This is a genomic window from Plasticicumulans acidivorans (assembly GCF_003182095.1).
Taxonomy (GTDB): domain Bacteria; phylum Pseudomonadota; class Gammaproteobacteria; order Competibacterales; family Competibacteraceae; genus Plasticicumulans; species Plasticicumulans acidivorans.
Genome location: NZ_QGTJ01000003.1, coordinates 389,993 through 411,269 on the forward strand (window position 1 = coordinate 389,993; position 21,277 = coordinate 411,269).

The window sequence follows — 21,277 nt, forward strand, 5'->3', positions numbered from 1 at the left end:
GATCATGGAACGTACCCCAGTCAGCTCAAGCAACATCGCTTCCATCGGCTACGATGAGGACAATCAGATACTTGAGATCGAGTTCAATGACGGATCGGTCTACCAGTATTCCGGTGTGCCTTCTAGCGAGCACGACGGAATCATGAACGCAGATTCCAAGGGGAAGTATCTTCATGCCAACATCAAGAAGCGATACTCATTTGTGAAGCTGTGATTGACGGGGCCAGCGGTGAGAATCACCGCTTGAATTGTTGCGCCCATGACAATCGGACTTCTCGAATGCCGATCGCGGCATGCTTCGGCATTGCTCCTCCTACGCGGCGGGTGACAGCAAAGTTCTTGGCGTAGCTCTCTGCGCCCTGTCATTCGCTCCACTACGCCACAGCAAGTTGTCCCGATAGGTACTGAACCTCACCATGTCTCCATGCAGCGTACTCATGGAGTCCGAGGTGGAACAGCAATCAAACACACCCAATGCGCTTCCCTTGCCAGGGACGGAAGCCTACGAGGCGCTACCGCAGTTTCCAAAGAGCCCCCTTCCCTTCCGACGCACCATCCGCCGCCAGGAACTGCGGCAGATCATCCCCTTGGCTGAAACGACGATCTACGAAATGGAGCGCCGCGGCGAGTTCCCGCGTCGCTTCAACCTGACGGCGCGCTGCGTCGTTTGGGACTTGGCCGAAGTGGAAGCGTGGATCGAGGTGCGCAAGCAAGCCCCTCGTCGTGGCGTCTCGAAGCCGGACGTCCACCTACGAAAAACCCGCCCTGTTCGGGCGGGTTCGAGTGAGGGATGAAACCGGACAACGCCTTCATCCAACCAAGGCTCGCAGTTCCTTGGACGCCGAGCGCGGCAGCCGCTGACCCTCCTTCGCCACGTTGACCTGCAAGGCCACCCGCGCCACGTCCAGCACGTCCTTGGCCAGCGAGTAGCTTCCCTTGGCCTGCAACCAGGTCAGCACATCTGCCAAGTGCCAGATCGACGCACTGCCTTCATGCACTGGCGCTGGAAAGCTGCCCGGATGGGCCAGCATCAACTTGCGCATGTTCTGCCGCGACACGCCGACGATCTCGGCTACGTCGGTCAGCCCGACCAAATCCGGCGCCATCTCGATCAGCTTGGCTGACGGCGCGGCGCGGCGCACGTCCACCAGCGCACTACGCACGGCCGTGCCGGCATCGGCCGCTTCGCGGGTGAACTCCAGCGCCAGCCATCCCGGCTGGCCGATGCCAACCAGCGCATCGTCGCAGCCGGCTTCGCCCAAGCGTTCGACCAGCGCATCCGGGTCGCGGTCGTCGTCGGCGAGCTGGTACTTCAAGGTGAAGGTGTATTCCATCGCGCTACTCCGTGGCATCGTCGTCAGCCTCGCGCTGTTTGCGATGCGTGGTGCAGTTGTCCACGACGCGCCGCAAGGCTCGCGCGTGGTTGCCAGGATTCTTCGGCGTGCTCCACACGCTGGTGATGCAGAACTCGCCGCAACGGCATTCCTCGTCGTTGTACGGGCAGTAGATCCGCCCCCAGGCGTGGCTGCCTCCGACTTCGATGCGCCAGCCCTGCCCTTCGGCGTGCCTGAGAGCTTCCTCAACCTCTTTCTTCGGATGAGAGGAACGAGCCATCAGTGACCTCCAGTATGGGGATGATCGGTCAGGTTGTCAATTGACAACCTGACCGCCGTTTCAGGCCATCGCACTCAATGCAGGCACGACCACGTTCTTCGGCAACAGCTTTGGCACGTAGGTCTGCCCGCCGCCCCAGGCATCGACCAAGTTGGCCCACTCTTGCAGCATGTGGCGTCGCTGCTCGGCGTACTCGGCCTTGTTGTAGACCGAGCGCGAGGAACGTCCGTCCTCGTGCGCCAGGCACTTCTCGATCCAGTCGCGGTTGAAGCCGATTTCATTCAACAGCGCCGAGCCGGTACGGCGCAGGTCGTGGACGGTGAACGGTTGCAACGGCAGCCCCTTGGTCTTTGCCGCCTCCGCGATAAGCTGTGTAACCCGATTCAAGGTCGCATTGGACATGAACCGCTCGGCGTCGTAACGAGAGGGAAAGACGAACCTTGAGCCAGCCGCGCAGGCGTGCAGCGTCACGAAGATGTCGAGCGCCTGGCGCGACAGATAGACCACGTGCGGGTTGCGCCCCTTCATCCGCTGCTTCGGGATCGTCCAGGTCTTGCTCTCAAAATCGACCTCATCCCAAGTAGCCTGGATCAGTTCGCTCTTTCGCACCAGGGTCAGCAGGATCAAACGCAGCGCCAGCTTGATGGTCGGATAGGTCGCCACCGATTCCATCTGTTGCACAAACAGTCGGATTTCCAGCGGCGACAAGGCGCGGTCCTTCGGGACGAAGGGGCGATCGACGCCGCGCCCACGCTGTTGGCGGGGTTGTCCACCTTTTCGCCGTGGGCGATGGCGTAGATATAGACCTGCTTCACGATGTCCCGAATCTGGACCGCGGTGGCGGGCGCCCCGCGTTCCTTGACCTTGTTGCACAAGGCCCGCAAGTCTTCGGCCTGGATCTCGGTCAGCAGACGATTCTTGAAGACCGGCAGGATGTCCCGGTCGATGATGTGCTTGCGCATGGCGCGCGTGCTATCGGCCAACCTTGCGTTGGCCAGCCAGGTGTCCATCGCCGTGCCGAAGGTCTTGATGGCGACCACCCGGCGCTTCTCGCGCTGCTTTTCGAGCGCAGGCGAAGTGCCCTTGAGCACGGCTTTGCGCGCGTCCAGGAGCAGTTCGCGCGCCATCGCCAGTGAGATGCCGCCGGGGCCGTAGCGCCCGAGGGTCAGCGTCTCGCGGCGGCCGTTGAGGCGGTGGTCGTAGCGGAAGGTGACAGTGCCGCCAGGCGATACCGTCACGTACATTCCGTCTCGGTCAGAAGCCTTATAAATCTTGGACTTAGGCTTCATATTTCGTAGTGCAGCGTCAGTAAGCATCGAGGTTTCCTCCGGCTTGTGACGGCTTTACCGTCAGGTTTTACCGTCAAGGACCTGGAGACCTGCTGATGCCCGGAAAGCCGCATAAAACAAGCTTTCCTGAGAAGGCTTTTACCGTCAAAGACGGTAAAAGCCTGAATAGTGAACGAGAGTGTCTCAATCCGGCCTCGATTTTTACCGTCAGCTCTACCGCCAACTTTTTCTGCTGGCCGGCGATAGCCACCGATAACTGCCGCGACGTATTTCTTTCTATATCAATACGTTACGGCGATTTTTCGATAGCTGGCGATAGTCCCCGAAGGACGTCAATTCCCACTCTATTGTCTTTTAAAATAAAAACTCATGGAAAATCAATATAATGGAAATGTACTCATTGTTGATGCCATGAAAAATACCATCAAACACCAAAGGAGGGGTTGAGTCAGTATCGTCAGACTTGGCGATGCTGGTCAGCCTGCCTGCTTTGGTGGTGAGGGTATCGTCGTCCAGGCTTCGCCCAGTTGAAGCCACCATCCATGCCGTCGGCCATGATGTTTGCGAAGCCATCGATCAATCAACAAATTCGGCCTCAGCGTCGGATAGCGTGCCGGAGACTCGCCCGTGTGCCTCAATCATGGAGGCGCTCTGCAGCTGGACGGGCAAAAAGGCTATTGGTCTGACACGGGATCATGCGCATCATTGCAACCACAGATGCCAGATCGTCATGACGCCTGGGCTGTGCAAGGGAGGAGCCTGATGGATGTAAGTAAAACCTCTGGCATGGCGCGATAAAGCCAGATCGCCTGTCGCTGTGATGGCCTCTGGCAGCGTCTGCACCGCATAGTTCGGTGTGGGCTGGGCCATATCGTGGGTCAGCAAGGGCGTCAATCGCCCAGCGATAGACGATCCGTCCCGCACGTAGGCCACCATGAATGCCTCCTGCGTAGCCCATGCATACTCGCCCACCAAAAACCGGCGCAGGCCTTTGTCGCAGTACAGGACAATTGTCTTGGCGGTAGCGGTGTCGAGGATCTTAGCCTCAACGATCAAGGGAAAGTTGCGAGCCCGACTCGACAGGTAGAGGGAGAGGTCAGGCCGCTTCTCGATGTGCGATCCATTGAAGCTCACACTTTCCTTGCCCCGGACGGCGCAAAGCACCAACTGCCGCCACAGCGGGTCCTGTTCGCACATTGCGTTCAAGCGGGCCTCAAGCAGTGCAGTGACTTCTGCTTCGCTTCCCGAGGCGACTTGCGCGGGGTGACTGGTCTGGACGTCATGGAAGGCACGCGAAAGGCTTTCCGCGATGATTTCCAGATGCGTGGATTCCACGGCGGGCAGCGGCAAGCGCAGGCCGCGTGTGAGTGCATCGACCTGGTCGGGCCGAGGCGTAATGGCAGGCGCGTGCGCAGTCATGCGTGGGCCGATCCTTTGAGCACGTCCAAGTGAGCCCAGACGATGTGTTGCGCGAGCAGGCGGGCCTGCGTATCGCTCCAGTAGCGCCGTTGGGCAAGCCGACCGATCAGCATCCCGGCGCCGTCTAGACGTACCAACACTTCGGCGCTAGCGGTTTCGTCGGCGGCGCGCAGCAGCCCGTTCCAATCGTTCGGGGCAATGGCGTGTGGTGTGTCGCCCGTTCGCAGGGTGATGCCCGCCCAGGGGGAGCCGGCCAGCTCAGGCATCGGCGCAACGGTCAGACGGGTGCCGAAACGCTGGCACCAGGGCACTAATTCATCGGCCAGAACGCCGCAGAATCGCGCCTTGTCCTCCGGGATAGGCGGTTCTTGAGCGTGGTGCTTGTTATGGGCAAATGGCAAGTTGAACGTCAGAGTATCGGCAATCACCTGAAGGTCGCTCGTGCCCAGTCCGTACAGTCGCGCTACCCAGGTATCGACGTCCTCCCAGGATGCGTGGCCCTTGCTCAGTCGTTCGAACAGGTGAACTATTTCGGTGCGCTGATGAGGCATGAGCGCGTCGAAGTCGGGGATGGGGATGCGATCCAGGGTCGCTTTCTCGATGACCTCGCGCTCGAAGCCGAATTTTCCGCTGGTCACGAGCGCCAACCAAACCGCGAGCTGGCTGCCGATGATCAAGGCGAGATAGCGCACGAGCCCCTGGGCGTCGCCATGCGTCGCCGGGCTATAGCCGTAGAAGGTTTCGTTGAAGACCACGTCGGTTTCGGAAATTGCTACGCCGATCCGCCCGGTGGCTGCGGGCGGGAACTGATGCACGATGACCAGCGGGCCAGCAAAGATGTCGAATGCCCTGACACGATGTACCCGCTCTTGTGCAAAAGTCGGCAATCCGTTCCCAACCACGACTATCGGCGTAAACGTCCCCGCATCAATTTCTGGCACTCCGATAAGGCGGCGGGCATCCACGCCGGACAAGCTGTCGCTGCGGGAGGGACGAACTTCACTGCTTTTGCGTAGGCGCTGATATCCATTGCCGCTCCCCAGCAAATAACCGCGCTTGGTCACGCCGATGCGCTCGCGCCAATAGTTCTCGAGCGTGGGGTGTCCCTGTGCCCGGATGCGCTCGACGATCGACAGATCGGCCCGGGTTCCGCGAAACAGGATCTTGAGCAGATCCGGCGTCTCGCCCAACCGTGCGTGGGATACCGTTTCGGCATTCAATGCATCGATGCGCATGACGCCCGCGGCGTTCAGTGATTCCTCCAGGTGGGGGCTGATGAGACGAAAACCGGCACTGGCACCCGGCACGTCATTGGTCGCGAACAGGAGGCAAAACGGAGCCGATATCTCGGGCCAGACCTTGGTCTGCCGCAAAGCTGTGCCATTGATGACAGAGGTGACGTCCAGCGCGCCGAACAAGGCCTGGCGTGCCTCGGCCATGCCATCGCCCTGCTGGAACAGCAGTCGCGCATGCAGCGCGAAGGCAATCTGGGCGCCTGGCTTAGCCCACTCCATTGCCCGCCAAACGAACGGTAGATCCAGCACTTCGTTGGGCAGTGGAGGCTCGCCATGAGTGCCTCCCCTGTTGGCCGCGATGCGGGACACGGCGGCACGTACCAAATGCCAGTCGCGCAGGCCAGTGGCGCTGGACCAAGGCGGATTGCCGATCACCAGGTCGTATCGCCCGGTGTGCTCCGGACCGGCCAGCGGGCCCAGGCTGCCAAGTTCGCCACCTTCCACGGTCCCTTCGGGGGCGAGCTTGTGCAGGACCTTCCCACGCAGATTCTCAAAGCGGAGTTTGTCCACTGGCCGAGGGTTAGGATCGAGCTCGATCGACATGAGGTACAGGCCCAACGCCGCGAATCGCAACGCAGCTTCGTTTACGTCCAAGCCCGTCACCTGGTGGTAGAGGATCGACCGAAGCGCCTGGGTATCGGGCCGTTTGCCATCGGCTCGCCAACGCCCGGCCACCAGTTCGCGAAACGCCGTCAGGAGAAAGACACCGGCGCCGGCGGCCGGGTCGAGTACCTTGGCGTCGCGCACGATGCCATTGCGCTCCAATGCACGGAAGGATGCGCGCACCATCAGGTCCGCAATAGGGCGTGGAGTATAGAAGCCGCCTTCACGCTTCTGGCGGCTCGGCGCATGCTCGCGCAGATACAACTCGTAGGCTTGGCTCAGCACGCCCACCGGGATGTGCGAGAAGTCCAGGTGATCCCACTTTTCCTCCCAACCCAGGAACAACTGACTGTCGGGCGCGCGTCGCAGGATGTCACCAAGCACTGTATAGGCAGTGCTGGGTAGTGCATCGAAGACTCCTGCTGAAAGCGGCAGGAGGTCGCCGTTGAAAGTGGTATCAAGCCATTGCGAAGTCGCCTGCGCCGCTTCGCGATGATCGAAGAGGTCCGCAGGCGTCTGAGCCGCGCCCATGCGCTTGGGCAGCAAATTCCGGTCGGCCAGGAAGCGCGTAAAAAGAGCCCGTCCCACCAGCGAAATGGCATCTTCATGCGTCACGCTCTCCAGTTCGATCAACCGGGTGATCGAACGGGTCAGCAGATTCAATACGACATTGGAAATCCAGCCTCGCCGGCCGCTTGCCGCATCTGGACGCGTGTTGCCCAGCCTGGCCAAGGTTGTGTCGGGCGCGTGGTCGCCCATGTCCACCAAGGCTTGTTGCGGTGACTTCCGGTCGAGTGCAATGCGATAGACATCCAAGCGCCCAGGAGCGACCACGCCGAGATAAGGGGCATCACCCCGCATGGCGAGCAAACGGCGAATTTGGTGCAACTGCTGTGTGTTTTGCAGGGCATCCTCAGCCACGAGGAACAGTAAGGGTGCACCTTGCCACTCGTAGACCGCATCCACAGCGCCCAGCACGGAACCCTGAGAACGTCGTGCCGCCAGCAGCGTTGCGTAGGGCAGCAGTGCGGGCGCGTCCCCATCCAACCGATGAAGCGCGGCTGGATCAGCACCGTAGCGCACCAACGACGCGGCCATGTCAACCACGGGGCACCTTCAAGGATATCGCGCAAATGTTCTGGCAAGGGCGCTTCATGCGCATCAAAAATCCATGGACTGTTGTGGATCGCCCCCAAAACGCCCGGGCTTGCCTCTGCCGCGCGGCTTCTTGGGCGTGATCGTCACCTTCGACATAAGCTGGCGGTAATCCCCGCCTCTTTCTGCCAGTCCCACCATCAATACAGCGATCAGCGCGATATGCGTGGGCAGTTCGCCGAGGCGGGCGTAATTAGAGAGGGAGTTGGGATTCATGCCCACCAGCTCGGCAAACGCACGCACGCTCAAGCCGATCTTTTGAAGTTCCGCCAGGAAATCCGTGTAAGACATGCGTTCTAAGCATGAAACACATGATTCCATGTAGAATATCACATAAATCTATGTGTATCCGTATGATCAAGCAGATCTCCGGTACTTGTCGATCCGGTCGCTCAAGTGGAGGGAGCCGGTGGGGCTGGACGGGTCGGTGCCGTTTGACTCTTGAGGGGCAGTTTTGACTGATGAGGGGCGCACAGCGCCTTTCCAAGCTGCGGGCACCGACAATCCCAACTGAGGCGGCGGCAGGTCAGCCCTCACGAATCAAGTCACCTACATTTGTCCAGATGCACGACACCAACAAGTGGTTTCGGGCGCTTCGCATCGCCACCACCCTGCCCTTCCATAGCGCGTCGGCAGCGCAATTCAGCACGCATCCACTTAGATGCCTCTAGCATGTCCAGGCGCAACGCATCCAATTCGGAGAGGCTCAAAAGCCGGCAGGCAGATCCCTCAGTCTTCAGCATTTTTTAGCGGCTAAAAAAGGCGTGGTCCGTGTAGCGTGTTGTATGTTGTAGCGTACAACATGCCTTGCCGATGATTTCGTCATCGAGACTTCCCCCTGTCTCGATGCTTCGCCCTCTTGGCTTCCATCTCCAACTGCAACTTCGCCCGCCGGCGCTCCTGCTCGCTGACAGCCACGGTCTGCTTTGGCGTAGTAGTTTGCGGCGGCCACTTCGTCTCGACACCCTCGATGCCCAGCACGTCGAGCTGGCCGAGAGTCCGCAGGCCATGACGGCGATGCGGCGGAGGTTCCCGGCCTACAGGAGGGACGCCAGAGCGAATAGCGACGGGCCTGGTGCTGGCCTGGTCGGCTTGCTGTATCAGCGCCCGGCGGCGGCGCTCCAGGCCTGGATCGGTGAAGGTAATCTGAAGCTGGGCATCGGCAGCCACCCGGATGATTTGAGCCTTGAACTCAGGCGAGCCGCTGACAGTGATGCGCTCGCCGTACTTCTCTATCGCCATGCGCAGCGCGGCCCGCATCCCGTCGCAGTCAGCCTCGCGGGAGACTTGCAGGCGGTCGCCATCGTCCCTGACAGCCGACCGGCCTGCGCGATAAATAATCGTGCCCTTCTTGGTGATGTTGTCGATAGCGGGCGCGTCTCCCGGTCGCGGCTGGCCCTGCCCCTCGATGGTGTTGCCCTTGAGGCCCTGGGCTGCGTCTCTGGCGCGCAAGGCGGCCAGCGCCTTGGCGTTGCCTTGGGTAGCCTGGTGCTTCAGCCAGTCGGCCCATGGTTGCCGCTGAAAACCTTGGTAGTGCTTGGCGCGCTCTTGGTCGTGTTGCTTGCGGATCGCATCCAGGTCGGCCACCAGCGAGGCACGAGCCTGGGCATACAGCAGCTTCTTGGTTAACCGGCCATCGGTCAGCTTGATTGCCGTCCGTTTCGCGGCCGCCTTCTTCTTGGCGTTCTCGATTGCTCGATCTTTCTGCCGTTTGGCCTTGGCCAGCGCCTCGGCCCTGGCCGCCGTCAAGATCTTCTGTTCGTCCTTGTACCTGGCGTAAAGCTCGGTCGTGTCGATTCGTAGGCGGACGGGATCTTTCCGGTAACTGCGCTTCACCTGCGCCTCCCGGCGCTCGGGTGCGGCCTCGAAGCCGCCTAGCCGCGCTTCGAGCGCCGACTTGGACAGGTCACGGGCCAAGGTGCTGGCCTTGACCGTGGTGCCGTCGCCGGCCTCGATGACCAGCCCATTGCCGCGGGCGCGCAACTCCAGGCCGTTGTCCCGCATGACCTGGTGCAACTCGGCCCAGCTCGTCGCCCCCCGGATTTCTTCCAGGCACTCGCGCTTAATCCAGCCGACCAGGCTTTCCACGCCGGCATGTCGCTCCATGTCGGCCGCCCTGGCCGCCGCCCCTCGCTGATTCGGGATGTGGTTGTCTCGCGCCAGGTTGTAGTCGCGTTCCAGGACTTCGCACAGCTCGGCCAGCGTCCGATGAGGGTAATAGGGTTCGTGGACGGTGTGGCGGGTCGGGTGAATCTTGTTGATGGCGATGTGGACGTGCAGGTTGTCGGTGTCGTGATGCACGGCGCTGATGCGCTGATGCTCGCCGTAACCCAGGCCGGCACTGATGCGTTCCTCGATGGCTTTAAGCGTATCGGCGCTGGGCTGCTCTCCGGCGCGAAAGCTGACGATCAGGTGATAGGTCTTGTCGCTCTTCGCTCGCGTGTTGATGTGCTGGGTTGCAAGCACTTCCTCGATTGCCGCTGGCAGGGTCGCGGCCGAACAGTTCGTGAGCAACACCTGTCCCAACCGATGGTCTTTGCTCTGCGCGTCGGAGATGTAGTTCGCCAGGCCGGCGAAGTCACTCTTGCCGAGCGAGCGCATGGGAACGTGCTTGGCGATCAAGGTTCTTTTTAGCCGCTAAAATTGATTGGGCGGCTCGCTGGCCGCCGGGGGTTCAAGCCCTTCGAATTTGGGGCGCGAGGCGGGCAACCTTCGAATGAAGCTCTACCAGATTCTCGGTTGGGAGACGCCGGCAGTTGAAGTGATAAAGCACCATGGTGTTCACGTCCATCATGGCATCGAGCAACCTGGTGATCGCGCGGCGATCAGCGGATGACAAGCGCTGCCTTGGAGCGTACAGAACGCTCACAACATCGTTCAGCACGGCGGCGTAGTCGGTCATACGTTCGCGAATCATGTCCGCGCTCAGCATGGTTTGGGTAGCATCTATGGTTGCCATAATTCACCTCTCTAGCAGGTGGGATGTGGAAGTGTCGGCCGGCCTGCAACGCCGGCCGATGCGCCTTAAAATCGGCCGCCTTCGTAGAAGCCCGCCGCGTCTGAAAACGGCGTAGCCCTCGTGCGGCTGCCGCAGCATTCGGAATTGCGCGTGCAGCCGGCGATGGTTGGGGACGCCTCGACAACAGTGTCGGGCCGCTCAATGAATGCTGCGACCTCCGCCGCTGCATCTAACTCGGTCGCTTGATCCCCGACCGGCTCAAACCGCACCGCTTGCGCCTGGTCGGCCCCGGTGTCCTGTTCATCCAGGCAGGCAAAGAAATCGCGCGCACGCTCGGTCGTCATCGTCACACCTCCTTCCCACTATCGCGGTTGGCGAACGCAGCTACTTCGGATTGGGCATCGGTGGAACCCGCTGCCAGACTGTTGCCCTCAAAGGCCGGCATCGCGGATTCACCGGCCATTTGGCTTGCCTTAATCGCTGCGGCAAGCCGGCCACCGGCTGTCTGCCCAATCCGGTCCTTGGCGGCGTCCACCATGCTGCTTGCCGCTTGCTGGGCCAAGATCGACCCCGCTTCGACGGCCACCTTACCGGCGGCCGCGGTAGAGGCCAGGAGGCCGCCCGATTTGCCTTCACCGCTCGACGGTTGCCCACTGCCAGATTTCGCCACTTTGGCACTGCTCCCCTTTGAGCCGCCCCCGGCGCTGGGGCCGGACTCGGTTGCGCTGCTACCAAAACCGGCCGCCTGAGCGAAGGGGGTGTTGCCGGTGCCGCTGTCGCCGCCGCCACCCGAAAAGCCGGCCGCGTCCGAGAATGACCCAGCGGCTTCGCTACCCGCGCCGCGCATTGCGCTCATAAGGCTTGATACGCCATCAGTGCCGGCAGAGACATTCGCCTGGCCGGCCCGTACCGCTGCCATCAGGGCCTGAGCGCCACCTGCCGCCGACGCGCCAGCGGCGGCCAGTGCCGCGCCACCGGAAGCAATAGCGGCGCCAGCGCCAACCGCAGCGCCGGCGATAGCACCCGCACTGAACGAACTGCCGGAGCTGGCCGCATGACCGCCACCAGGAATCAACCCTGCGATGACGTTGGGGATCGAGTGAATGAGAACGACCAGGACAAGCGACACGACAAAGATCACCAACAGCTCGCGCATCGGTGTCCCCTGTTGCAGGCCGGTATAGAAACCGTCCATCACCGACACGGCAACGCCAATCAGCAACGTCATCGTCATCAGCTTGAACGCGATGCCGGCGACTGCCCGGAAGTAGTTGATGGCGATATCGGAAGTCCAGCGCGAGCCGCCAAAGCCCAATACGAAGATGCCGGCATAGGCCATCACCCACGCGGTAACGAGTGCCAGCAGCACATTCGCGGCGACGACGCCCATGCACGCCAAAATGGCAAGGGTCGTGAAGAAGATCGCCAGATTGTCGATCGGGCTCAGAACGCTGTAGTTGTCGGCCGCCTTGCCAATGATGTCAAAGGCTATGTCTATCGGCGCAGACGGTGTCAGCGTCCTCGTGGCGCCGGCAGCGGCCCCGATGTCGCGCAACGAGTTGATGATGTCCATTGCGAAGTGCGGGCCATTCTCAAGCAGCCACCAGAAGAAGCCAGTGAAGATCGTGAAGCGCACCAGCTCGGCAAAGAACTCGCCGATGTCGGCCTTGCGCAAGGCCATCATGCCGAATGTCCAGACCATCGAAATGAGAACCAAGGTCCAGAACAGCCAGGATGCATAGCCGGTGATTGTCGTGCCCCACGTCGCGCTCTCCGTCAGGAAGCGATCCGCAACCGTATCGAGCACGCCGCTTCTATTGCCGCCGACGCTGTTTGAGACATCAGCAACACCGACAGCATGACCAACAAACGCAGCAAAGAGGATCTCATGGTCAGTACCCCTTGCTCTTCTAGCGATCGGTCGGCCCGCCCATGTCATAGAGCTTGTTCGCCTGCTGCTGCTGTTCCGGCGTTCTCTTGTTTTGCGCCTCGTCCTCGGATTTCCCGCAGCCGGCGACCAGGGCGGACATCAGAGCGACCAGGGCAGCGACACGAATCATGTTTTTCATGTCAGTACCCCTTGGCTTTGCTACGGTTGGTGGGAGCGCCCATGTCGAACATCGCTTGTCCAGCCGCCTGCTGCCGAGCCTGACGGTCAGCGTCGGCCTGCATCTTGGAGGCGACCGCGTTTTGCTGCGCGATCAACAGGGCACGAATCTGCAGGAGCTGGTTCGCCTGGTTGCTGGCGAGCTGGTTGGCATAGCCGAGAGCCTGCATTTGGCCGCTCGCGCCTTGTGCCGACGACTGCAAGCGTTGCAGCGTCGCCGCGTCCGCTTGCAGGTTGTCTTGCTGCTGATTCAGCCCCTTGAACAGCGCGTCATTGGCCTTCTTCTGCGACTCCGAGGCCAGCGCCTGGTTTTGCTTCATGGCCGCCCACTCGGCGGCCGTGCAGCCGGTGGCCGAGAAGCACGGCGACGACTTGTAGTAGGCGACGTCCTGGAACTTGCCCAGGTAGGCGTCGATGCTGCCGAGCTGGTTCCTGTAGTAGTTCAGGGTGTTCGTCGCATTCATCAGGCCGTTGATGGTCGACTGCGCCTGATCCCAGATGTAGGCCGCCGGCGCGGCCGTGTTTTGCAGCATGTTTTCGTACTGCTGCAATTGGGTCTGGTACTGCTCGATCTGCTTGGCGGTTTGGGCAACCTCTTCGATTGCCGTCATGATGTTTTGCGTCAGGTTCCCCGCGTCGATAACGGGAATACCCGCGTGCGCCGGCATGGAAGCGCCGCCGGCAAGGGTAAGCATCAGGGCGACGATCGCGGCTACGTTGGTCCTTTTCATGTCGATCTCCTTTCGGTTTTAGCGGCTAAAAAATTCAGTCCTCGGCCTTGGGGCGAACGATTGCCCGCATAACTCCGGCCATCTGGTCTTGGGTTGTTTCGATGCGCTCCAGCAGCGCCCGAACGGTCGCCTCGCCAAACCTGGCGGTGCGCACGTCATCGGTGAGCCACAGCTTCAGGAGGCCGCCCAGGCGGCCAAGATCGCCATTGATCCGCGCCAGCTCGCGGACTTGCTCGAAGTCCACGATGCCCCGCACGCGGTAGCCCTGGCCCACCTCGCGCAGGAAACGGGCGACGCTCATGCCGGCATCCCTGGCATTGGCCTCGATGCGCTCGCGTTCGTCAGGGCGGCAATACACTTTGAGTGGCGAGCAGTCCTTGCGCGTGGGTAGCGTTTCGCTCATGGCGTACCCCACTCGCGGCAGCAGCCACCGGCCCCGCAGGGCAGGATTCCCGTTGAGCGCCTACGGCGCGAATAAGGGACAGTGAAGAAGGAACGCCCGCTTGCGGGTGGGCCTACTTCACACATCCTGCCCGCACTTCAGAGGCCACTTTCACGCGGATGAAACAGCAATTCTTTCGCAGCGCGCGCGCTATCGAAATGCAACAGAGCGCCAACACGGCAGTAACGGCAGGAAACGGCAGAAAGCGGTGCAGTTGAGGCGTTCCGGTAGCGCATCAGCAGCGCAACAGACACGCGGTTGCAGCGAGTGAGCGCGGCAATCACAGCAGTTCCTCTTTATTGGGCGTCGGATCGAAGTTGAATCGCCCCACCGACGGGACCCCACTCTTCTTCGGTTCAGGAATCTCCTTCGATTTGGACTCGTCGATTCCCCTGGCCTGTACCTCCGACTTCACTGGGCCGGGCAACTTGGGACGCTCTGACGGCGCATTCGTGATGTGCCGCCGAACATGCCGAAGGAAGGTCTCGTAGCGGAACGACACCCGGCCGGTTTCGTGCATGTGCTCCCAAATGGTCTTGAGGGCATAGCCGGCAGCAATGGCCTCCTTCACGTCCTCGCGCACAGCCAGGAAAGCCGCCAAGGTTTCCTTGCGCCTTGGTTTGGTGGTCTGGCTCGCTCCCGTTGCCCACTTTGCCAGCTCTTCGAGGAACGTACTCATTCGCCCGGCCTCTTCTCGCCAACCAAGAGATCAGCAACAGCTTCAGCGGGAAAATGAACACGGCGGCCGACGTAGACCTTGCGGTTGTTCAGCTCAATGGCCCACGCCTCGGAGCGCATCGACAAAGCTGCTCGAACGCCACCAGGTTTGCGCTTCAGGGCCTCGGCCAACTCATCAAGGGTTAGCGTCGGGCCGTATTTTTGCAGCAAGAAGCGGAGTGTCGAACTCACTTCAGTTTCACCTCAACTGGATATAAATAGTGCTTACTGAGGTGAATTTTTCGCTGTGCTAATGCGGAATGACAGGTAAATCAGAGAAGAATTTTTTACCCGGACAACATGCCCTAGCAAGCGATGAAGACAACAGCGGAACGTCAACGAGAAATCACACGCAGCAAGGCGCTGGTGCACATGCTGCGCGACCGTATCGGGGAAACCTCGGTTTATGGGTTTGCCGGTCGCTACGATGGATTGATGCAGGGGACCTCGAACACTCAGGAGTCAAAGAAATGGCGGCCTGTTTTCAGTGGCAAGCAGCCGTTGTCCACCCGCGCTTTGGCGTCGCTGTCGGAGCTGTTCCCCGACGCGCCCCAGCTCCACCAGGATGGACCGGCCAACCTATGGCGGGCAATGTGGGGCACCTTGGAAGAATCGCGCGTGGTCGTTGCCGACGATTTGAACGCTTGGCAATCCTTTGATGTTGCCCTTGCCGAGTTCGAGGCCGATTTGCTCTTGGCCGAGAGCTACGGTGCCCCCCTCACCCTGCAACACTTGGCGAAGGCAGTAGCCCTGCATCGGCTGCATCATGATCTGCTCGGATTGGGTGGCGCAGGAACGTGTCGCTGCGTCCGGCGCTGCGTCGATGACGAAAATGTGCAGGCGGCATTGCGCCGGATTGCGGTCCTCGATGACGTGCGGGCCAACCTCGCGGCCATCGCCAGCAATCCCCTTGCCGGCGTTCCCGCCGATCAGCGTTGGGATGTGCTGGAAACGAAACTCGGCTAGATCAGTTGAACGCCAAGGAAGAAGAACGCCAAGGAAGAAATAATTTCAGCCGCTAAAACGGCGCCCTATTGACTGATGAGGGACGGAACGGCGAAATCCATATGCCCAATAATCGTCAGTTGACAGCGGAATCCCATGAACTTGATCGGCTCGAATCGACCCGTTGCGGTCCTTCGAAGGGTCCCATTGGACTCCTCGGCAGCGGACGCCCAACGGTTGAGGTCAGCCGCAGCCGGAGGAGGTGCTTCGAAGCGGCAATAATGTTAGTAAATACAAGTTGAGCAGGAGAGGGGAAAATGCGAATTAGTCGAATCGCGGTCGAGAACTACGCTAACTTCGAGAACGTCGACTTCGCCACGGACGACAGCCTGGTGATTGTCGGCGAGAACAAGGCAGGCAAGAGCAACCTGCTCAGGGCTTTGCGCCTAGTGCTCGACCCTATGCTCCCTGACCGTGACCGGCAACTGGGCCTCGAGCACTTTTGGGACGGCTTAGGCGATGCGAAGCTAGGTGCTACCGTCAAAGTGGTCGTTGAGTTCACAGACTTCGAGGACAACAATAACCTGCTCACCGTCCTGGGCGGCAGCCTGGTAGACACCGAGCCCCCAGTTGTTGCTCGGCTGACCTACTTGTATCGCCCCAAAGCGGCGCTCGAGGGCACGGCGCCGCAAACCTTGGCGGACTACGAATTTCTAGTGTTCGGCGGCACCAACGAAGACAACATTTTTACGGCTACCCGCAGGCGCGAGCTGCCGATGGATTACCTGTTTGCGTTGCGTGATGCTGAAAGCGACCTGCTGAACTGGAGGCGTTCACCTCTTCGGCCCATCATCGAGGAGTTGACTTCTAGTCTGGATGAGAAGACCCGCGAGGAACTCCAGCAGCTTGTCAGCGATGCCCAAAGCACCCTCGCGCAGCGTCCTGAGGTCTCTGCTGCCGCAGACAAGGTGTACGACCGGCTTGTGGAAATGGTCGGCGCGGAACACGCCGTGTCCTTGACGCTAGGCGCGACCCCGACCAATGTGGACGTACTGCTGCGGAGCTTGCGGCTTCTAATCGACGGGGGCGCCCGCGGCATTGGCGACGCAAGTCTGGGAACGGCGAACCTGCTCTTCTTGACCCTCAAAGGGCTGGAGCTCGAACGAGCAGTCGAGGCAGGCGAGCGTAGTCACTCGTTTCTAGCAATCGAGGAGCCTGAGGCGCACCTGCATCCGCACGTTCAGCGGCTGGTGTACAGGCACTACCTGGGTGAAAAGGACGATGCACAAGAAAACATCACCACTATCTTGACGACTCATTCGCCGCACATCGCGAGCGTCGCGCCCCTGCGCTCCATCATCCTGCTGCGTGAGGACGCTGAAGGTGGGGCGACTTCGATTACGTCCGCTGCCGAGGTGGACCTGCTGCCTGACGATGAGGACGACCTACAGCGGTATATCGACGTCACCCGTGGCGAGCTCTTTTTCGCGCGCGGCATCATATTCGTCGAAGGCGACGCCGAGCGATTCCTCATCCCCGAGTTTGCAGCCTCGCTCGGCATCGACCTTGACGCACTTGGGGTCACGGTATGCTCCGTGGCAAGCGCAAACTTCCTGCCCTACGTGAAGCTGGTGGGACCGGACGCCTTGGGCATCCCCTTTGTCATCTTGACAGACCTGGATCCCCAGGACGACGGAGGAGCACCACTTGCCTTTTTCAGAGTCCGCGACATCTTGGCCCTGTGGATGGATCAAGAAGACATCGACCAGTACGAGAAGTTCGACGACATCTGGAAAGATGGCGAGTTGAATGGCATTTTCGTCAACGACAAGACATTAGAGGTCGAGCTGTTCCAGGCCGGAATGGGCCCTGCGATGGAGCCCATCCTGCAGAAGCACGCGAAAACGTGGGGCGCCCAGCGCAAAGTCATGATGAAAGGCTGGATTGACAACCCGACGACGCTGGATGAGGACAAGCTCTTGGGCTGGGTCGGTGAGGTTAGCAAAGGACGTTTCGCGCAGGCGCTGGCCGGGTCGGCCACCGCTGCGGTCTGCCCTGGGTACATCAAGAACGCACTGACTTTCGTGAAGAATGGCTTCTCCCCAATCGAGCCCTAAGTACCTGGAAGCTGCGCAGCAGCTGCGGGGCAACCCCGGACAGTGGGCAGCTTACGAGTCCACCGGGAACTGCTGCATGCTGGCCGGTCCGGGCAGCGGCAAGACCAAGACGCTCGTCACAAAGCTGGCGCGTGTCATGGCGGAAGACGTGCGGTCGCCTAGAGGCGTCGCCTGCATCACTTTCAGCAACGAAGCGGCGCGTGAGCTCATTCGGCGCCTTCGGCAACTTGGACTTGAGCAGTCGCCGCGGCTGTTCGTCGGCACCGTTCACTCGTTCTGCCTGCTGCATCTGCTGTTGCCCTTTGCACAGTTGGCCGGCCTAAAGCTGCCGTACCCACTGAAGGTCGCCACGGAATCCGAGGCTGCGAGCATCTACCGGGCTGTGGCGGACAAGCTCCGGGGCATCGGCCAACCGGTGAGCAAATTTGAGGTCGACCGCCATCGCCGCGTGAACCTGGACCGCGACAGTAAGGCATGGTCGAAAAACGAGGAGATGACTGGCCTGGCCGAGGCGTATGAGCAGGAGTTGCGCAAGCGGGGGCTTATCGACTTCGAGGACATCGTGCACTACGGCCAGCGGCTCGTGAACGAACACGACTGGGTCTTGAAAGTCATTCGAGCGAAGTTTCCAGTGCTGGCCGTGGACGAGTATCAAGACCTGGGCGTTGCGCTGGACCGCATCGTGCGCCGGCTTACCTTCGAAGGAGGCGTGCGTCTCATTGCGGTAGGCGATGTGGACCAGTCCGTATATGGTTTCACGGGAGCAAACAGCGAGCTGCTGGAAGAGCTTTCTAAGGCGAATGACATCGAGACTATTCCACTGAAAATCAACTACAGAAGCGGCACGGGCATCATCGAGGTCGCTCAGCGGGCCTTGGGAAAAGACAGGGGCTACGAGTCTTCGGAACCCGAAAGGCAAGCCTCTGTCCATGCGCACAAGTGCGACAAGGGCTTGCAGCACCAGGCTGAGTACGCCATACAGACACTAGTCCCCGCAGCACTGGCTGCCAAGAAGGGACGGCAGCTCGGTGACATCGCAGTGCTCTACCGGAACCGCAATGTGGGCGACGCGGCGGCAATCGAAGCCGTCAAGGCCAAGTACCCGTTCGTGCGCATCGACAACGCCGCACCTTACCGCAAGGTGCCACTCACGAGCTGGGTGGAAGATTGCGCCATCTGGTGTGCAGGAGGCTGGAAGGTTTCGTCACCACCGCTGCACGATTTGCAAGGCAGATGGATTTCGTTGCATGGCGGGTTGTCGGACAAGGCGGCGCGTGACGCTGCGGCGCGGCTCACACGTTTTCTGTGGGACCACCGAGGCGATGGCGCAGCGCTGGATTTTGTCACGGCTCTGCGCGCCGAACTGCTCGACGAGTTGATTAGCGACAGAACAGAGCTTGCCGACCAGAGCGCGCACGTGGACGGCATGCACAAGGCACTCGAGAAGGGCGGTGTACTTATCGGCACGACAAAGGCTCAGCTCGGTCGGCGTGACGGCGCGCCCGAACAGCTCAATCTGCTTACGCTCCACTCCGCGAAGGGCACGGAGTACGACGTCGCCATCATTCTGGGTCTGGACCAGGGCGAGTTCCCCTCGCCGAATTGGGCTGACAACACTCCGGAGAGGATGGAGGAAGCGCGTCGCTTGTTCTACGTCGGCATCACGAGAGCGCGCGACAAGGTTCACCTGATGTACAGCGGTTTCAGGCAGGGCCGCTTCGGCAGAACATGGCGCGAAGGGCCGTCGCAGTTCTTGGATGGTCTGCTGCCGTAGCTCTACACCGCAGGAAGCATCGCAAAGCGATGCTGGTGCATCGGATGGTCCTATCGAAAGCGGCCCTTCACTGAGGTCCGCTCCTAGCCGCTTGCTTTCAGTCCTAAAAGTCTTATGGCGTTGATGTTGTGGCATGTTGCGGCCGGAGGCAACAACCCTTCTGGCGTACAACCCAACGGCCGAAGGCCGAGGCAAGGGCTTGGCGTCGCCCTACGGGGCGGCGGCAAGTGCCGCGCCTAGTGGATGATCTTGGAAGATCATGGATGGAATTTGAGAACCCACCGCAAGCCCGCGCCGTTGCTGTGTTTTCCGGTTGGAGGTGGGGAACGTTGCTACGGGTGAAGGGGAACGTTGCTACGGAGCTTGGGAAACGTTACTACGGGCTTCGGCCTGCCAATTTCCCACTTCCCTGCCGCATACTCGCAGACCTTCCAGCCCACGGCGGCAAGCTCGGCCAGAGCCTTGCGGGCCTTCTGGCGGCGCTTCTTCATGGCCTCGGCGTTCGCCTCGTCCGGCCAGACGTAACCGGAAAGAGTATCCAGTTCCACGCGCCCGGCTTTGCCCGGATCGATCCAGCCGCATAGCCGTTGGTGAATAAGGCGGGCCGGGTCGGTCTGTAGCGCCCGAACCTCTGCCATCTCGATGCGGGTATAGGGGCGCCGCCCAAGAATCGCCTCTGCAATCTGGGGATTCAGCGCGACGAAGAGCCGTCCGTCCTCCTCGTCGAAGGCGTAGCTCATCAGGTGAAAAGACCTTTGCCTACTCCCCTTGGTGACTACCACCGTCACGTTTGCCATGCGCAGCAAACTCGCCTTGATCGCCCTGATATTGTCACCGCCATCGGTCAAGCCGATTTCGGCTAGCAGGCTTGTCATGCTCTCTCGCACGACAAGTGCGTCCAGCCCAACCGCCTCGAATTTCGGCTCAAGGAATAGACGCAGTTGTTTCGGCAAGTCGGCTGTTGGCTCTGGCGTCAGGATGATGCCCTTTGGCCCTCCAAGAGCCACAAGACCTTGCAGCAGCCGCATGTCATCAGCGCCAAGCGGCTCGAAGCCGACGAACCGCGCTTGTTCATTCTCGGCGTAGTGATACGTCACATCGAGCTTGAGCTTCTTCCGTTCACCGCGCTTGAGACTGCGGAACAAGCCGGGGACCAAGCAGTGCATTGGGTCGTGCCTGGCATGGGTGAGGTCAAAAGCCATCGCCGCGCCTCCGGCCATCACGTCCGTTTTCTTCGGCCCGGCTGACCTCATGCAGGTCCACCGGCACCAGAACACCGCCCGCGTGCCGCAAGTACCAGCAATCAAGTTGCGTAGCGTCGTAGTTCTGCTTGCTGACGCCGAAACGCACGAAGTAGCTGCGACGTTCGTTGCCGATGGGCTGCCGGTCATGGGTGCGGTCGCTAAGGCGCTTTGCCTCGTCCTCGGTCATGCGGGCGACGTAGCCACACCACCTGGCGTTGTCGATCAGTGCGGACGCGCCACGCGCGGCCTGCTGCTGGTCGGTCTGACCTTCGCGGGCGCTTCCCTTGCTGACATGGTGCAGGTAGAGCACGGATGCGCCCGTGGTGGCTGCAACGTGCTCCAGCACGGCCACGAGCTGAGCCATGTTTCCGTTGCTGTTCTCATCGAGGGCGTGAATGCGGCTTAGGGTGTCCAGCACGATCAGCCGCGCCCCGGCGCTGTACTCAACGACGCGGCGCAAGTGCGCATCGTCCATGATGTTCAGGCGCTTGCCCATGATCGACTCAAGCGCGAGGTTCTCCGCAATCGCTTGGCGGGCTGTGTGCCCAAGATGCTGGCCTATGGCGTGAATGCGCCGCACAAGCGCAGGCGCTGGATCTTCCCCGGCTAGATAGACCACGCGCCCGGCGTGTGCGGGGGCAAGACCCACGAGGTCGCCGCCAGCGACACTGCACGCGATGCTCATAGCCGCTTCCAACGCCCAGAAGCTCTTACCCGTGGCTCCTGGAGCGACGAGCGCGCCGACAGTCCCTGCAAGGAAGCCGGGCCATATGAAATCCAGGACCGGCGGCTCTTGCTCGAACGCCGCCAGTACATCAATCGCCATTCCTCAGTTCCCCGTTTCGTACAGGGATTCGTCGCTCAAA

The 21,277-nt window shown here is 61.0% G+C and carries 22 protein-coding genes and 1 pseudogene; 5 read left to right on the forward strand and 18 right to left on the reverse strand.

The genetic code is table 11. The annotated features are described in order from the left end of the window. Nucleotides 1-4: 4 nt before the first annotated feature. Together C7443_RS07185 and C7443_RS07190 are read left to right on the forward strand one after the other, a co-directional pair. Nucleotides 5-214, forward strand: coding sequence for a KTSC domain-containing protein (locus C7443_RS07185; RefSeq protein WP_110017909.1), 210 nt, complete (start codon nt 5-7; stop codon nt 212-214). Nucleotides 215-437: 223 nt separating this feature from the next. Then, nucleotides 438-794, forward strand: coding sequence for a helix-turn-helix transcriptional regulator (locus C7443_RS07190; RefSeq protein ID WP_110017910.1), 357 nt, complete (start codon nt 438-440; stop codon nt 792-794). Nucleotides 795-809: 15 nt separating this feature from the next. On the opposite strand, the gene C7443_RS07195 is transcribed toward C7443_RS07190, so the two are convergent. From C7443_RS07195 to C7443_RS07265, 16 genes and pseudogenes are all read right to left on the reverse strand, one after another. Next, nucleotides 810-1,334, reverse strand: coding sequence for a helix-turn-helix transcriptional regulator (locus C7443_RS07195; RefSeq protein WP_110017911.1), 525 nt, complete (start codon nt 1,332-1,334; stop codon nt 810-812). Nucleotides 1,335-1,338: 4 nt separating this feature from the next. Continuing rightward, nucleotides 1,339-1,614, reverse strand: a complete 276-nt coding sequence (locus C7443_RS07200) for a hypothetical protein (protein WP_110017912.1) — start codon at nt 1,612-1,614, stop codon at nt 1,339-1,341. 60 nt (nt 1,615-1,674) lie between these two features. Then, a pseudogene (locus C7443_RS07205) lies at nt 1,675-2,930 on the reverse strand (tyrosine-type recombinase/integrase). A 327-nt stretch (nt 2,931-3,257) separates the two neighbouring features. After that, a complete protein-coding gene (locus tag C7443_RS07210; RefSeq protein WP_146213253.1) occupies nt 3,258-3,476 on the reverse strand; it encodes a hypothetical protein in 219 nt (72 codons plus the stop codon). 129 nt (nt 3,477-3,605) lie between these two features. Beyond that, nucleotides 3,606-4,322, reverse strand: a complete 717-nt coding sequence (locus C7443_RS07215) for a hypothetical protein (RefSeq protein ID WP_246004583.1) — start codon at nt 4,320-4,322, stop codon at nt 3,606-3,608. After that, nucleotides 4,319-7,318: an HsdM family class I SAM-dependent methyltransferase gene (locus C7443_RS07220; protein WP_110018040.1), complete on the reverse strand. Its 3,000-nt coding sequence runs from the start codon at nt 7,316-7,318 to the stop codon at nt 4,319-4,321. The genes C7443_RS07215 and C7443_RS07220 overlap by 4 nt, the downstream gene beginning before the upstream one ends. Before the next feature lie 63 nt (nt 7,319-7,381). Beyond that, on the reverse strand, nt 7,382-7,666 hold the full coding sequence (locus C7443_RS07225) for a helix-turn-helix domain-containing protein (protein ID WP_110017914.1): 285 nt from the start codon (nt 7,664-7,666) through the stop codon (nt 7,382-7,384). Between the two features lie 531 nt (nt 7,667-8,197). Beyond that, complete coding sequence (gene traI, locus C7443_RS07230; protein WP_110017915.1) at nt 8,198-9,997, reverse strand: TraI/MobA(P) family conjugative relaxase; 1,800 nt, start codon at nt 9,995-9,997, stop codon at nt 8,198-8,200. Nucleotides 9,998-10,049: 52 nt separating this feature from the next. Next, a complete protein-coding gene (locus tag C7443_RS07235; RefSeq protein WP_146213254.1) occupies nt 10,050-10,292 on the reverse strand; it encodes a hypothetical protein in 243 nt (80 codons plus the stop codon). Nucleotides 10,293-10,399: 107 nt separating this feature from the next. Continuing rightward, entirely contained in the window at nt 10,400-10,678 is a 279-nt protein-coding gene (locus C7443_RS07240; RefSeq protein WP_246004584.1) for a hypothetical protein, read from the reverse strand. A 2-nt stretch (nt 10,679-10,680) separates the two neighbouring features. Beyond that, nucleotides 10,681-12,273 carry a P-type conjugative transfer protein TrbL gene (trbL, locus tag C7443_RS07245; RefSeq protein WP_342774215.1) on the reverse strand — a complete coding sequence of 531 codons (1,593 nt, stop codon included), beginning with the start codon at nt 12,271-12,273 and terminating at the stop codon, nt 10,681-10,683. After that, nucleotides 12,245-12,403 carry a hypothetical protein gene (locus C7443_RS20090; RefSeq protein WP_170123532.1) on the reverse strand — a complete coding sequence of 53 codons (159 nt, stop codon included), beginning with the start codon at nt 12,401-12,403 and terminating at the stop codon, nt 12,245-12,247. Before C7443_RS20090 ends, trbL begins: the two co-directional genes overlap by 29 nt. 1 nt (nt 12,404) lies before the next feature. Continuing rightward, nucleotides 12,405-13,172, reverse strand: coding sequence for a P-type conjugative transfer protein TrbJ (gene trbJ, locus C7443_RS07250; protein WP_110017918.1), 768 nt, complete (start codon nt 13,170-13,172; stop codon nt 12,405-12,407). 34 nt (nt 13,173-13,206) lie between these two features. Further along, nucleotides 13,207-13,575 (reverse strand): conjugal transfer transcriptional regulator TraJ, encoded by a 369-nt coding sequence (traJ, locus tag C7443_RS07255; protein ID WP_110017919.1) that lies wholly within the window; start codon nt 13,573-13,575, stop codon nt 13,207-13,209. Nucleotides 13,576-13,894: 319 nt separating this feature from the next. Next, the gene (locus C7443_RS07260) at nt 13,895-14,293 is read right to left on the reverse strand and encodes a TraK family protein (protein ID WP_170123533.1); all 399 of its coding nucleotides are present in this window, start codon (nt 14,291-14,293) and stop codon (nt 13,895-13,897) included. After that, nucleotides 14,290-14,523: a hypothetical protein gene (locus tag C7443_RS07265; RefSeq protein ID WP_110017920.1), complete on the reverse strand. Its 234-nt coding sequence runs from the start codon at nt 14,521-14,523 to the stop codon at nt 14,290-14,292. Before C7443_RS07265 ends, C7443_RS07260 begins: the two co-directional genes overlap by 4 nt. A 123-nt stretch (nt 14,524-14,646) precedes the next feature. On the opposite strand from C7443_RS07265, the gene C7443_RS07270 reads away from it, so the two are divergent. The 3 genes from C7443_RS07270 (at nt 14,647) to C7443_RS07280 (ending at nt 19,167) form a co-directional block, all read left to right on the forward strand. Next, nucleotides 14,647-15,297: a hypothetical protein gene (locus C7443_RS07270; RefSeq protein WP_211346164.1), complete on the forward strand. Its 651-nt coding sequence runs from the start codon at nt 14,647-14,649 to the stop codon at nt 15,295-15,297. Between the two features lie 296 nt (nt 15,298-15,593). Then, nucleotides 15,594-17,393, forward strand: coding sequence for an ATP-dependent nuclease (locus tag C7443_RS07275; RefSeq protein WP_110017922.1), 1,800 nt, complete (start codon nt 15,594-15,596; stop codon nt 17,391-17,393). After that, nucleotides 17,368-19,167 carry an ATP-dependent helicase gene (locus tag C7443_RS07280; RefSeq protein WP_110017923.1) on the forward strand — a complete coding sequence of 600 codons (1,800 nt, stop codon included), beginning with the start codon at nt 17,368-17,370 and terminating at the stop codon, nt 19,165-19,167. Before C7443_RS07275 ends, C7443_RS07280 begins: the two co-directional genes overlap by 26 nt. A gap of 332 nt (nt 19,168-19,499) precedes the next feature. Here C7443_RS07280 and repC read toward each other — a convergent pair whose 3' ends face one another. Together repC and C7443_RS07290 are read right to left on the reverse strand one after the other, a co-directional pair. After that, nucleotides 19,500-20,387: a replication protein C, IncQ-type gene (repC, locus tag C7443_RS07285; RefSeq protein WP_211346175.1), complete on the reverse strand. Its 888-nt coding sequence runs from the start codon at nt 20,385-20,387 to the stop codon at nt 19,500-19,502. Then, entirely contained in the window at nt 20,359-21,237 is an 879-nt protein-coding gene (locus C7443_RS07290) for a helicase RepA family protein (RefSeq protein ID WP_110017924.1), read from the reverse strand. The genes repC and C7443_RS07290 overlap by 29 nt, the downstream gene beginning before the upstream one ends. Between the last annotated feature and the right edge of the window lie 40 nt (nt 21,238-21,277).

Bases quoted from the DNA above. Each gene is read 5' to 3' on its own strand.
- C7443_RS07280 (WP_110017923.1), top strand. From the start codon at position 17,368: ATGGCTTCTCCCCAATCGAGCCCTAAGTACCTGGAAGCTGCGCAGCAG.
- C7443_RS07235 (WP_146213254.1), bottom strand. From the start codon at position 10,292: ATGATTCGCGAACGTATGACCGACTACGCCGCCGTGCTGAACGATGTT.
- C7443_RS07240 (WP_246004584.1), bottom strand. From the start codon at position 10,678: ATGACGACCGAGCGTGCGCGCGATTTCTTTGCCTGCCTGGATGAACAG.
- C7443_RS07290 (WP_110017924.1), bottom strand. From the start codon at position 21,237: ATGGCGATTGATGTACTGGCGGCGTTCGAGCAAGAGCCGCCGGTCCTG.
- C7443_RS20090 (WP_170123532.1), bottom strand. From the start codon at position 12,403: ATGAAAAACATGATTCGTGTCGCTGCCCTGGTCGCTCTGATGTCCGCC.
- C7443_RS07200 (WP_110017912.1), bottom strand. From the start codon at position 1,614: ATGGCTCGTTCCTCTCATCCGAAGAAAGAGGTTGAGGAAGCTCTCAGG.
- C7443_RS07185 (WP_110017909.1), top strand. From the start codon at position 5: ATGGAACGTACCCCAGTCAGCTCAAGCAACATCGCTTCCATCGGCTAC.
- C7443_RS07195 (WP_110017911.1), bottom strand. From the start codon at position 1,334: ATGGAATACACCTTCACCTTGAAGTACCAGCTCGCCGACGACGACCGC.
- traJ (WP_110017919.1), bottom strand. From the start codon at position 13,575: ATGAGCGAAACGCTACCCACGCGCAAGGACTGCTCGCCACTCAAAGTG.
- trbL (WP_342774215.1), bottom strand. From the start codon at position 12,273: ATGACATGGGCGGGCCGACCGATCGCTAGAAGAGCAAGGGGTACTGAC.
- C7443_RS07220 (WP_110018040.1), bottom strand. From the start codon at position 7,318: ATGGCCGCGTCGTTGGTGCGCTACGGTGCTGATCCAGCCGCGCTTCAT.
- C7443_RS07270 (WP_211346164.1), top strand. From the start codon at position 14,647: ATGAAGACAACAGCGGAACGTCAACGAGAAATCACACGCAGCAAGGCG.
- C7443_RS07275 (WP_110017922.1), top strand. From the start codon at position 15,594: ATGCGAATTAGTCGAATCGCGGTCGAGAACTACGCTAACTTCGAGAAC.
- C7443_RS07190 (WP_110017910.1), top strand. From the start codon at position 438: ATGGAGTCCGAGGTGGAACAGCAATCAAACACACCCAATGCGCTTCCC.
- C7443_RS07225 (WP_110017914.1), bottom strand. From the start codon at position 7,666: ATGTCTTACACGGATTTCCTGGCGGAACTTCAAAAGATCGGCTTGAGC.
- C7443_RS07210 (WP_146213253.1), bottom strand. From the start codon at position 3,476: ATGGCTTCGCAAACATCATGGCCGACGGCATGGATGGTGGCTTCAACT.
- C7443_RS07260 (WP_170123533.1), bottom strand. From the start codon at position 14,293: ATGAGTACGTTCCTCGAAGAGCTGGCAAAGTGGGCAACGGGAGCGAGC.
- repC (WP_211346175.1), bottom strand. From the start codon at position 20,387: ATGGCCGGAGGCGCGGCGATGGCTTTTGACCTCACCCATGCCAGGCAC.
- C7443_RS07215 (WP_246004583.1), bottom strand. From the start codon at position 4,322: ATGACTGCGCACGCGCCTGCCATTACGCCTCGGCCCGACCAGGTCGAT.
- trbJ (WP_110017918.1), bottom strand. From the start codon at position 13,172: ATGAAAAGGACCAACGTAGCCGCGATCGTCGCCCTGATGCTTACCCTT.